The sequence below is a fragment of the Streptomyces sp. NPDC055189 genome (assembly GCF_053606765.1).
The window spans coordinates 41,731-54,971 of sequence record NZ_JBSGSG010000044.1; the positions used below are offsets into that span (position 1 = coordinate 41,731).

The following is a 13,241-nucleotide window of genomic DNA, read 5'->3' on the forward strand; positions in this document are numbered from 1 at the left end:
TCGAACAGGCGTGGCCCGATCCGAGGGGGAACGGCCATGCGCACCGCACGACGGAGCTCAAGCACGACGGAGCTCAAGCGGGCAACAGGAGGGTCGTGCGAGGACACCGGCGTACCGCGCGGGCGCGGGCAGGAGGCGGGCGCCGCCGCTGCCCGACCGGCACCAAGACAACGACGACAGGACCTCCCGGTGGTGTTCGGCCGACTCATGTCGGCCCGTCACCGGGAGGTCCTGTCGTCAGCCCGCTCAGACGACCGCGCCCTCCTTCGTCCTCCTGCGCAGGGTCGGCCTGCTGGACCGTGCGAGGTCCTTCCACATGTCCGAGAGACCGATGACGGTGCGCGCCGCGAACAACCGGCGGATCGACACCTCTTGGTTCAGCTCCGACCGGATCAGGCCGACCAGCCTGATCGCCCGCAGCGAGTTGCCGCCGAGGTCGAAGAAGTCCTCGTCGATGCCCACCCGGTCCAGTTCGAGCACCTCGGCGAAGGCCGCGGCCAGAATGCGCTCGGTGTCGTTGCGCGGTGCGCGGTACTTCCCGTCGTCGAACGCGGGCTTCGGCAGCGCCGCCCGGTCCACCCTCCCGTCGGCGGTCACCGGCAGGCTTTCGACGACCGTGAACACCGACGGGACCATCGTCTCCGGCAGCCGGCCCGCGGCGAACCGGCGCAGCTCCTCGGCCGCGACGGTACGCCCGCCCGCCGGGACCACGTAGGCCACGAGCCGCTGCTGCCCGGCGTCGTCCTGCCGGACGACCACCACCGCACGGGCGAGGCCGGTGTGCTCGGACAGGGCTTCCTCGACCTCGGTCAGCTCCACCCGGACACCGCGTACATCTGTCCGCGTACCGGCACCGCCCACATATTCGAGCCGTCCGTCGGCGGCCCACCGCACCCGGTCACCGGTGCGGTGCATCAGCCCGCCCGCCGGTCCGAACGGGCAGGGCACGAAGCTCCGCGCGGTCCGACCGGGGTGCCCGGGATATCCGCGCGCCACGCCGGGTCCGGCCACGTACAGCTCTCCGGTCACGCCGACGGGCACGGCCGCGAGTCCCGGGCCCAGGACGTAGCGGGCGGACGCGGCGAACCCGGCCGTTCCCGTCGAGCCGTGGGCGTCGACGACCGTCAGCTCGGGGCAGGCCTCCCGCACCCGTCGCAGCGCGGCGGCGGACACGCGGTCACCGCCGGTCCACACCTCGCGCAAGCCGACGAGGAGTTCGGGGCGCTGTGCCGCGATCGCCGAGAAGAGGCCCGCGGGCAACCACACCGAGGAGATTCCGTGCGCCGCCCGCGCCTCGGTCAGCGCGTCGGTGTCCAGTTCCCCGGCAGGAGCCACCGCCACCCGGCCGCCGTTCAGCAGAGGCGCCCACACTTCGACGGCGAGCACGTCGGCGGTGTGCGGCGCGTGCCACAGCACCGTGCCGCCGCCGACCTCCTGGCGGCGGCGGTCCAGGACGAACCGCCGCATGTTGCCGTGCGTCACGGCGACCGCGGTGGTCCCGCCGGTGGGGGCGTATCCGTACGACACGGCCAACAGGCTGTCCTGATGCGACGGGACAGGTGCCTCCCCCGCGCCGCCGCTGTCGTCAACGGACGTGTCCGCAGCGATGTCCTGGAACGTGATCGCCGGAATACCCGGGTCGGAGGGGAGCTGTCCGGCCGTCTCCGCGTCGGTGAGCAGCACGCTCGCCGAAGCGTCCTGGACCGCCGACCTGATCCTCTCGGCCGGGAGCGCCGGATCGACCGGCAGGTAGGCCCCGCCCGCCTTCACCACGCCAAGGAGGGCGGCGACCAGGTCCGCCGAGCGGGGCATGGCCACCGCCACGACCGTCTCGGGCCCGACGTTCCGGCGGCGCAGCGACCGGGCCAGGCGGCCGGAGCGCTCGTCCAGCTCGCGGTACGAGAGCGCCGAGTCCCCGGACACCACCGCGACGGCATCGGGGTCCCGCTCCACCTGACGGGCGAACAGCTCCGCGACGGTCGCATCCGGCAGCCGCGCGTCCGTGTGGTCCGGCGCCGTCAGGAGCCGGTCGCGCTCGGCGCCGCTCACCACGTCGAGCGCGCCGACCGGCCGCTCGCCGGCGGCCACCGCGGCACGGACATACGAGATGAGGTCCTCGCCGATGAAGCGCAGCTCCGCGCGGGAGTACAGGCTCGCGGGGGCGTCGAGCCGGATGAACAGGTCACTGTCGGCGGTCCCGTCGTTGTAGACGGCGATCGAGAGTTCGTCGAAGACACCGGTCGTCCCGCCGAGGTAGCGCGCCGGGCTGTCCGCGAAGTGGAGCCGCTCCACGAAGTCGACGACGTTCACGACGGCACCGAAGCTGCCGCGAGCGTCCAGGACGGTGCCGCTCGCGCGCTGGATCTCCGAGTAGTGGCAGGCGGTGTGATCGAAGATGTCGTACGTCTCGTCGCCGATCGCGTCGGCGATGTCGGTGAAGGTCGCGCCGAGCGGAACCCTCACCCGCACCGGCACCACGTTCACCGCGAGGCCCGGCGTCCTGCTCGCCGCTCCGACCCGGTTGCCCACGGCCAGCGAGAGGAGGAACTCCGGACGGTCGCAGCGGTGCCGGAAGAAGACCGCGGCGGCCGCGGTCAGCATCGACGACGTCCATACGCCCATGGACGTCGCGGTCTCGGCCCACGCGTCCGCCTCGGCACGCCCGACGCTCAGGGTGCGGCTCACCATGCCGAGGGGTTCGGTCAGCTCGCCCCAGCGGTCGGCGCTGCCCGTCGGTTCGTCGAGCGCGGACCGCTGCGCCTCGGACAGGGCGACGCGCGGGACCTGGGCGGGCGCGGGCGCGTCCGTCAGGTAGTCGCGCCAGAACTCCGTGTCCTCGGTGGCCTGCGGGGAGGCCGCGTACTCCGTCGCCTGGGTCGCGAACGACTCGGCGTCCCACGGGTGGGCCGGCTCCGGTGCGCTCTCGCCCCGGGCAAGGGCCGTGTACACCTCGGCCAGGCGCCGCGAAAGCAGGCCACCCGAGCCGAACCCGTCCGATATGAGGTGGTGGTAGGCGATGACCAGGAGGGAGCGGCTCGCCCCGAGCTTGACCGCGCCAAGGCGGAACAGCAGGTCCCGCGCCAGGTCGAACGGCTGGCGCAGCAGGTCGGCCAGCGCATCGCGCGCCGCCTGCTCCGGGTCGGCCTCGGCGCTCAGGTCCAGGAAGAACGGCCGCCAGTCCCCCAATTCCCGGGGCACGAGGCGCAGTCCGCTCTCGCCGTCGACGAAATTGACGCGCAGCACCTCCGCCTCGTTCATCACGTGCAGGAAGGTGGATTCCATGACCGCCGTGTCCAGTTCACCGTCCACGTCCCACATGGTCAGCGCATGGTTCAGCGTCTCGGGAAACATTTCCTGTGCCCGCCACAATCCTTTATGCGCAGACGACGCACCGAACGAACGCACAGAAATCAACCCCTCAAGGCATACAGGTCCGGGAATCGGAGAAATACACGGATCACCCCCACCTTCCGGGAAGTGATCCGGCCGTTCAAGACAAGTCGGTGCCCGGCGGGACACCGCGCTCCCGGCCTTGCGGTGTCCCGCCGGCGGGACAGACCCGCGGGGCCGGCGGGACAGTCGGTTCAGCGCGGTCCGCGCTTGGCCAGCGAGGTCGTGACGTGCTCGGCGACCAGTCGCGGTGACGGGTGGCGCAGCACCGTGTTCGCGCGCAGCTTGAGCCCGGTCGACGCGGTCAGGCGCTTGCTCAGCTCCACCGACAGGAGTGAGTCGAATCCGAGCTCCTTGAAATCCTGGTCGGGATCGACGGAGTCACCGGAGGAGTGTCCGAGCACGACGGCGACCTTCTCCAGGACGTGGTCCAGGACGAGCGCCCTCGCCTCGTCGTCGGCGAGGTCGGCGATCCGGTCCGCCAGGGAGACGAGGTGGTCGTCGGCCGCGGGCGGCAGCTCCGTCGAGGACGCCTCCACCGCCGTGTGCGACGAGCTCAGCCAGTACCGCTGCCGCTGGAACGCGTACGTCGGCAGATCGACCCGCCTGCGCGTCCCGAACAGGGCGTCCCAGTCCACGGACCCGCCCCGCACGTGCAGTTGGGCCAGCGAGCCGAGCACGGACTCCACCTCGTCCCGCTCCCGCCGCGACGACGAGAGGACCAGCGCGTCGTCCACGTCCTCGACGATCTCCTGCACCGGGACGGTCAGGACGGGGTGCGGGCTCATCTCGACGAACACCCGGAAGCCGTCGTCGGCCAGCCGCCGGACGGCGGGCTCGAAGAGGACCTGCTCGCGCAGGTTGTTGTACCAGTAGTCGGCGGTCAGCTCCGCGGTGTCGATGGTCTTGCCGTACAAGGTCGAGCAGAAGGGGAGCGTCGACGTCTGGGGGCTCACGTCGGACAGCGCGTCGATCACCTGGTCCCGGACCCGGGCCACATGGTGGGAGTGGGATGCGTAGTCGACCGATATCCGCCGGGCCTGGACGCCGTCGGCCTTCATCTTCTCGACGAACTCGTCAAGCGCGTCCGGCTCTCCGGACACCACCACCGAGCGGGGTCCGTTGACCACGGCGACGCTCACCTGGTCGCTCCACGGAGCGAGCCGCTGCGCCACGACGTCCGCTGACTCCGCGACCGATGCCATGCCGCCGTGCCCGATCACGTCCACCAGGGCCTTGCTGCGCAGCGCCACGACCTTGGTGGCATCCCGCAAGGACAGCGCGCCGCACACGTGGGCGGCGGCGATCTCGCCCTGGCTGTGCCCCACCACGGCGGCCGGTTCCACACCCCAGGACCGCCACAGGGCGGCCATGGACACCATCACGGAGAACAGCGCCGGCTGGACGACGTCCACCCGCTTCAAGGTCGGCGCCCCCTCCACACCGCGCACCACGTCGAGCAGCGACCAGTCGACCCACTCGGACAGCGCTGCCGCGCACGCGTCGAGCGACTGCGCGAAGACCGGGAAGCTGTCGTACAGCTGGCGGCCCATGCCGACCCACTGCGAGCCCTGGCCGGGGAACATGAAGGCGACGCCGCCGAGTTTCCCGGCGACACCCCGCACCACCCCCGCGGACTCGGCGCCCTCGCTCAGCGCCGACGAGCCGCGCAGCAGCTCGTCGCGACTGCGGCCCAGGACCACCGCGCGGTGCTCGAAGCGCGACCGGCTCGACACCAACGACGCGCCGACGTCGGCGATATGGGCGTCCGGAGCGGCGGCGAAGAAGTCGCGCAGCTTGCCCGCCTGCTGTTCCAGGGCTGCCGCGCTCTTGCCCGACACCACCCACGGCACGAGGCCGCCGACGACGCCCGGGGCCGCCGCGCGCTCCTGCGCGAGATCCGGTGCGGGATCCTGCGGCGAGTCCTGCAGCGCGTCCTGTGACGGGTCCTGTGGCGGCTCCTCCTCCAGGATCACGTGCGCGTTGGTGCCGCTGACTCCGAACGAGGACACACCGGCCCGCCGCGGACCGTCCGTCCTGGGCCACTCACGCCCCTCCGCCAGGAGTTCGACGTCGCCGGACGACCAGTCCACGTGCTGTGAGGGCGCGTCCACGTGCAAGGTCTTGGGCAGGTACCCGTGGCGCAGGGCCAGCACGGACTTGATGACCCCGCCGACGCCCGCGGCGGCGATGGAATGACCGATGTTCGACTTCAGGGACCCCAGCCAGAGCGGCCTGCCCGCCGACCGGCCCTGCCCGTAGGTCGCAAGGACCGCACCCGCCTCGATGGGGTCGCCCAGCTTGGTCCCGGTGCCGTGGGCCTCGACCAGATCCACTTCGGATGCCGATACGCCCGCGTTCGCCAGTGCCTTGCGGATCACCTTCTCCTGGGCGCGGCCGTTGGGCGCGGTCAGACCGTTGCTCGCGCCGTCCTGGTTCACCGCGGAACCGCGCAGGACGGCGAGCACCGGGTGGCCGTTGCGGCGGGCGTCGGACAGCCGCTCCAGGAGCAGTACGCCCACACCCTCGGCCCAGCCGGTTCCGTCGGCCGCGTCCGCGAAGGCCTTGCACCGGCCGTCGGCCGACAGGGCGCGCTGCCGGGCGAACTCCACGAAGAACGAGGGCGTCGCCATCACCGTCGCCCCGCCCGCGAGCGCGAGCGAGCACTCCCCCGAACGCAGTGACTGCGCCGCCATGTGCAGGGCCACGAGCGACGACGAACACGCCGTGTCCACCGACACCGCCGGTCCGGTCAGGCCCAGTTCGTACGCCACCCGGCCGGAGGCGACGCTCAGCGCGCTGCCGTACAGCAGATAGCCCTCCAGGTCCTTCTGGCCGCCCTCCAGGAAGCGCCACCCGTACTCGGACGAACTCACCCCGGAGAAGACACCGACCTCGGACCCGCGCACGTCGGCGGGGACGATCCCGGCCCGTTCGAGCACCTCCCAGGACGTCTCCAGGAGCAGGCGGTGGTGCGGGTCGATCGCCAGCGCCTCACGCGGACTGATGCCGAAGAAGCCCGCGTCGAAGCCGGCTGCGTCGCTCAGGAAGCCTCCCCGCCGGGCGTACGTGCTGCCGACGGCGTCGGGGTCCGCGTCGTACACGTCCCGCCACCCGCGGTCCTTCGGGAACTCCTCCACGACGTCACGTCCGTCGCGGAGCAGATCCCACAGTTCCTCGGGCGTCGACACGCCACCCGGGTAGCGGCACGCCATGGACACCACGGCGATGGGCTCGCCGCGCCCTGCGCGCAGGGCGTCGTTCTCCTGCCGGAGGCGATCGCGCTCCTCGAGCAGCGTGCGGAGCGCACGCTGGACCCGGTCCGCGCCGTCCGCTGTGCGATCCGCGGAGTTGGTCATGTCACTTACCTCTTCTCGTCAAGAGCCAGGCCGACCAGTGCTTCCAGGTCCAGGTCCGACAGTTCGTCCGCGCCCAGTGCTTCCCGGACCGCCGCGTCATCGGCGGCAGCGGTGTCGCTCGTGTCCGGTGCCGGACGCAGCAGGCCTGCCAGGTGCTCGGCGAGCTCGCGTGGCGTCGGGTAGCTGAAGACGAGGGTGGAGGGCAGGCGCAGTCCGGTCGCGGAGGCCAGGCGGTTGCAGAGTTCGACGGATGTCAGTGAGTCGAATCCGAGCTGGGTGAACGCCTGGTCGACGTCGACGACCGCGCCGGACGGGTGCCCGAGCACGACGGCGACCTGGTCGCGGACCCAGTCCAGTACGGCTGCCGCCGCCTCCTCCGCCGGCAGGGCGGCCAGCCTGGCGGCCAGGCCGGGAGCGCCGCCGTCCTTGGCGGCGCCCGCCCTGTTGCGGCGCGGCCGTCCGCCGTCGACGAGGTCGCGCAGGAGGAGTGGCAGCTCCGCACCCGTCTTGTTCCGCAGCGCTGCGACGTCCACCCGGGCCGGGATCAGGACCGGCTTGTCGAGCGCGCAGGCCGCGTCGAACAGGGCCAGCGCCTCGTCGGTCGGCATCGGGGCGATGCCCATCCGCCGGAGCCGGGACAGGTCTGCCTGGTCGAGGCCGCCGGTCATGCCGCTGCTCTGCTCCCACCAGCCCCAGCACAGCGAGGTGCCGACCAGGCCTGATGCCCTGCGCCGCGCCGCGAGGCCGTCCAGGAAGACGTTCGCCGCGGCGTAGTTCGCCTGCCCGCCGGTGCCGAGCGTGCCGGCGACGGTGGAGAACTGGACGAACGCCGACAGGGGCCGGTGCTCGGTCAGTTCGTGCAGGTTGACCGCGCCGCCGACCTTGGCGCGCAGCACGTGGTCGAAGTCCTCGGCGGTCATCGACTCGACCGTGCCGTCCGCCAGTGCGCCCGCCGCGTGCACGACCGCCGTCAGCGGGTACGTCCGTGGCATGTCGGCGAGGAGGTCCGCCACGGCGGCCCGGTCCGCGACATCGCATGCCACGACCCTGACCGCGGCGCCCGCGCCCTCCAGGTCCGCGACGAGCTCGGCCACCCCGTCGGCCGCGGGGCCACGACGGCTCGCGAGCACCAGGCTGCGTACGCCGCGTTCGGCGACGAGGTGCCGCGCCACCAGTGAGCCCACGCCTCCGGTGCCGCCGGTGACAAGGACGGTGCCGCCTCCGAAGTCGTCGGCGACCTCGAAGACGAGCTTGCCGATGTGGCGGCCCTGGCTCATCTCGCGGAATGTCCTGCGCGCGTCGCGCATGTTCCGTACGGAGATCGGGTTGAGCTGGATGCGCTCGTCGGCGAAGAGTTCCATGAGGGCCCGGAACATCTCGTGGATGGTGTCGGGGCCCGCGTCGTAGAGCTCGAAGGCCTCGTAGTCGACTCCGGGGTGATCGGCCGCCACCTGGCGGGGATCGCGGATGTCCGTCTTGCCCATCTCGACGAAGTCGCCGCCTCCGGGGAGCAGCGTCAGCGAGGCGTCGACGAAGCTGTGCGCGAGGGAGTTCAGTACGAAGTCCACTCCCCGGCCGCCCGTGGAGTGCAGGAATTTCTCCGCGAACTCCAGGTCGCGCGACGACGCCAGGTGCTCGTCGTCAAGGCCGAGGGCGCGCAGCGCGGGCCACTTGGCCGGGCTCGCGGTCGCGTAGATCTCGGCGCCGACGTGCTTGGCCAGTTGGACGGCGGCCATCCCGACGCCGCCGGCCGCGGCGTGGACGAGGATGCGCTGGCCCTTCTTGAGGTTCCGCAGGCGGAAGAGCGCGTAGTAGGCGGTGAGGAAGGTGGTCGGTATGGACGCCGCCTCGGCGTAGCTCCACCCGTCGGGGACGTGCGTGAGCATCCGGTTGTCCGCCACGGCGACGCGGCCGAAGGCCCCGTTGAAGACGCCGGTCACCCGGTCGCCCGGCGAAAGACGTGTCACGTCGTCCGCCACCTCGGTGACCACTCCGGCGCCTTCGAGGCCGATGGGGGCATCGGCGACCGTGCTGTTCACCAGACCCAGGGCGATCGTGACGTCCTTGAAGTTGAGCCCCGCGGCCTGGACGGCGATGCGTACCTGCCCGCTCGTCAGGGGTGCCTCCGCCTCGGGGGCGGGAACCCATGTCAGGTTCTCCAGCGTGCCCCTGTCCGGGATGCCGAGGCGGTGGGCGCCGTCGGCCGGCGGCTCGATCCGGTGGTCGGCGGGGGCGGCCTGCGCCATGCGGGGAACGAGGTACGTGCCCTCGCGCAGCGCCAGTTGGTCCTCACCGATGGCCGGCGCGTCCAGGACGCGCACCCAGGAGGTCTCCTGGTCGTCGATGTCCACCAGACGGAACCTGCCGGGGTGTTCCGTCTGCGCGGACCGGATCAGGCCCCACACGGAGGCGCCGGGGAGGCTTTCGACGCGCTCCCCCGCACCGGTGTCGAGGGCGAGGCGGGTGAGGACCACCAGCGTGGTTCCGGCGTGGGTCGGAGCGGCGAGGAACCGCTGGATCAAGTCCAGGACGTGCTTGCCCGTGCCGCCGACCTCGGCGAGCAGATCGGGGTCGTCGGCCACGAAGTCGTCCAGGCACAGGACGATGTGCTCGGGTGCCTGTGCCGCGAGGACGTCGTCCATGGACGCGTGGAACGCGACGCTCTCGTCTCCCGCTGCCAAGAGCCGGGAGGCCAGACCGTCCCTCGCGCCGAGAACGCCGTACTTTCCGCGGCGGGTCTCCTGCTTGTCCTGCGTGACCGGCCGCCACCGCAGTTCGTAGAGCGACTGCTCCTGCCCGCCGCGTGCCGCACGCATCTGCTCGGCACTCGCCGGGCGGAACGTCAGCGCGTCGACGTGAGCGATCGGGTTCGCGTGCTCGTCGGCGACCGCGAGGGACACGACGCCCTCGCCGGCCGGGGAGAGCCGGACCCGCACGCTCGGGCCGCACTCCCCGACCAGGTCAACGCCGGACCACGAGAAGGGCAGCCAGCCCTGATCACCCGTCACCTCGACGACACCGGCGGCGAAGACCGTGTGCAGCACGCTGTCGACCAGCGCCGGATGCAGGGCGTACCCGCCCCCGGACCGGTCGTCGGCGCTCTCCGGCAGCGTGGCGAGGGCATAGAGGTCCTCGCCCTGCTTCCAGACCTCCCGCAGTCCGCGGAACGCCGGGCCGTAGTCGAAGCCCGCGTCCGCGAGCGTGTCGTAGAGGCCGTCGATGTCGAGCTTCTGCGCCCCGGCCGGGGGCCACACGGCGAGCGGTCGCGTGTCGTCGGTCCACGCGGTCGTACGCGAGGTGTCCGGTGTCAGGTTCCCCATCGCGTGGCGGGTCCAGCCGCCCACCGTCCGGCCGTCGTCGCCGGGACGCGAGTACACGTCCAGGGAGCGGCGTCCGGCCTCGTCGGCCGCGCCGACGACGACCCGCACCTGCACGTCGCCCGAGTCGGGGATGATCAGGGGGACTTCCAGGGAGAGTTCATCGAGCGCGGCGCAGCCGACGAAGTCGCCCGCCGTCAGCGCCAGGTCCATGTAGGCCGTCGCGGGTACGACGACCGCGCCGAACACGGCGTGGTCGGCCAGCCACTCGTGGGCCGTCAGGGACCACCGGGCGGTGAACACCACCTCGTCGGTGCCGGGGTGGTCCACCACGGCACCGAGCAGCGGGTGGTCCGGCGCGAAGAGGCCGGCGGAGGCGACGTCCGCCGATCCCGTCCCGGCGGGGGCGTCCATCCAGTAGCGCTGCCGCTGGAAGGCGTACGTGGGCAGGTCCACCTGCCGACGCGTCCCGAACAGGGCGTCCCGGTGCACGGGCATGCCCCGCACGTGCAGTTGGGCCAGCGCGTCGGCCAGTGCGGCCGCTCCCGGACGGCCCCGCCGTGCCGCGGACAGGACCAGTGCGTCGTTCACGCCCTCGCCGGCGAAGGCCTCCTTGGTGATGCTCGCGAGCGTCGCTCCGGGCCCCACTTCGAGGAAGACGTCCGCGCCGTCCGCACGGGCGCACTCCACGGCGTCGTAGAAGCGCACGGGTTCGCGTACGTGGGCCACCCAGTACGCGACGGACGTCAGCTCCTGGAGCGTGGCCGCACGGCCCAGCCTGGTCGAGACGATCGGAATCGACATCTCGCCCGCGGAGAGCTCGCCGAGCGATCCCGCGAACTCCTCCAGGATCGGGTCCATGAGCGGGGAGTGGAACGCGTGGTCGACGTCGAGCAGTTTCGCGGACGTGCCGCCTTCGACCAGCCGGTCCCGCAGGGCGTGCACCTCGTCGCGAAGACCCGCCACCACCACCGACTGAGGGCCGTTGACGACGGCGATCCCGACGCGCTCGTACTGGCCGAGCTGGGCGCTCACCTCGGTTTCCGAGGCGCGTACGGCCAGCATCGCGCCGCGCTCGACGACCGTCTGCATGATCCGTCCGCGGGCGGCCACGAGCCTGGTCGCGGTGTCCAGGTCGAAGACTCCGGACACGTGGGCGGCGGCGATCTCACCGACGGAATGGCCGATCAGGCGGTCCGGCCGCGGGCAGTACCGCTCCAGGAGCCGGTAGAGGCTGACCTGGAGGGCGAACAGCGCGGCCTGTGTGATGTCGGTGCGCTCACGGCCCGCGGGCTCGTCCGCCAGGAGCAGGGGCTTCAGGGCGAAGGGCAGATGGGCGTCGAAGCGTGCGCAGACCTCGTCGAGACTCCGCGCGAAGACGGGGAAGGTGTCGTACAACTGGCCCGCCGCACCCGCCCACTGTGTGCCCTGTCCCGGGAACATGAAGACGCGCTCACCGGGTTCCGCGGCGACACCGCGCACCACCCCGGCGGACTCCGTGCCCTCGCTCAGCGCCACGAGGCCGCTCAGCAGTTCGTCGCGACCGCGCCCCAGCACCACCGCGCGGTGTTCGAGGCCCGCCCGGCTCGACATCAGCGACCAGCCCACATCGGCGATGTCGGCGTCCGGATCGGCGGCGGCGAACGCGTGCAGCTTCTGTGCCTGGGCCCGCAGCGCCTGCTCCGAGCGGGCCGACAGGGCCCATGGCACGAGGCCGCCCACGGAACCCTGCTCCCGCTCGGCGGTGTCCGGCTCCTGCTCCTTGGCCGGTGCCTGCTCCTGCGTCGGTGCCTGTTCCAGGATCACGTGCGCGTTCGTGCCGCTGATGCCGAAGGACGACACCCCCGCACGCCGGGGCCGGCCCGGCGCGCTGGTCCACTCCCTGGCCTCGGTCAGCAGCTCCACCGTGCCTGCCGACCAGTCCACGTGCGTCGAGGGGCGGTCCACGTGCAGCGTCCGGGGCATCACCCCGTGCCGCATTGCCATGACCATCTTGATGATTCCGCCGACGCCCGCGGCCGCCTGGGTGTGGCCGATGTTCGACTTCAGCGACCCCAGCCACAGCGGGCTTCCGGGGTCGCGGCCCTGCCCGTAGGAGGCCAGCAGCGCCTCCACCTCGATGGGGTCGCCCAGGGACGTGCCGGTCCCGTGGGCCTCCACCACGTCCACGTCGTCCGCCTGCATCCGGGCGTCCGCCAACGCCGCCCGGATCACCCGCTGCTGTGCCAGTTCGTTCGGCGCGGTCAGTCCGTTGGACGCCCCGTCCTGGTTGACGGCCGCTCCCCGGATCACCGCCCAGATGCGGCGCCCGTTGCGCCGCGCGTCCGACAGACGTTCCAGGACCAGTACGCCCGCGCCCTCGGAGAAGCCGGTGCCGTCCGCCGCGTCCGCGAACGCCTTGCACCGTCCGTCAAGGGCCAGACCCCGCTGTCGTGCGAACTCCACGAGCAGCCCCGGGGTCGAAAGGGTCGACACCCCGCCGGCCAGCGCCAGCGTGGACTCCCCGGAGCGCAGCGAGCGCATGGCCTGGTGGACGGCGACGAGCGACGACGAGCACGCGGTGTCGGTCGACACCGCCGGGCCCTCCAGGCCCAGGGCGTACGCCACCCGGCCCGATGCCACGCTGGTGTAGGTCCCCGCGAGCGCGTAGCCCTCCACTTCGCCGGCCGCCGCGTCGCCCATCCGCGGGCCGTAGTCGACGCCGTAGAGCCCGGTGAACACCCCGGTCGCGGAACCCCGTATCCCGGCCGGGTCGATGCCCGCCCGCTCCAGCGCCTCCCACGACGTCTCCAGCATCAACCGCTGCTGCGGGTCCATCGCAAGGGCCTCGCGCGGGCTGATCCCGAAGAACTCCGCGTCGAAGTCGGCGAGGTCGGTCAGGAATCCGCCCGTGCGCGCGTACGTCTTCCCGCGTGCCTCGGGATCCGGGTCGTACAGCGCGTCCGTGTCCCACCCGCGGTCCTGCGGGAAGTCACTGATCGCGTCCACGCCGTCGGACACGACCTCCCACAGCCCTTCGGGGGAGGTCACCCCGCCGGGGAAGCGACACCCCACGCCCACGACCGCGATGGGCTCGTGTGCGGACTCCTCCAGCTCCCGCACGCGCTCGCGCAGCTCCTGCGCGTCGCCGACGGCACGCCGCAAGTAGGACCGGAGCTTGTCGACATCCTCCACC

Annotated in this window: 2 protein-coding genes and 1 pseudogene; all 3 read right to left on the reverse strand. The window is 72.3% G+C overall.

Annotation, left to right across the window (positions count from 1 at the left end; genetic code table 11):
- Positions 1-246: 246 nt before the first annotated feature.
- Complete coding sequence (locus ACWFR3_RS27335; RefSeq protein WP_453737281.1) at positions 247-3,519, reverse strand: non-ribosomal peptide synthetase; 3,273 nt, start codon at positions 3,517-3,519, stop codon at positions 247-249.
- Positions 3,520-3,584: 65 nt separating this feature from the next.
- On the reverse strand, positions 3,585-6,749 hold the full coding sequence (locus tag ACWFR3_RS27340) for a type I polyketide synthase (protein WP_453737282.1): 3,165 nt from the start codon (positions 6,747-6,749) through the stop codon (positions 3,585-3,587).
- 5 nt (positions 6,750-6,754) lie between these two features.
- Positions 6,755-13,222, reverse strand: a pseudogene (locus ACWFR3_RS27345) (SDR family NAD(P)-dependent oxidoreductase); the annotation flags it as partial.
- Between the last annotated feature and the right edge of the window lie 19 nt (positions 13,223-13,241).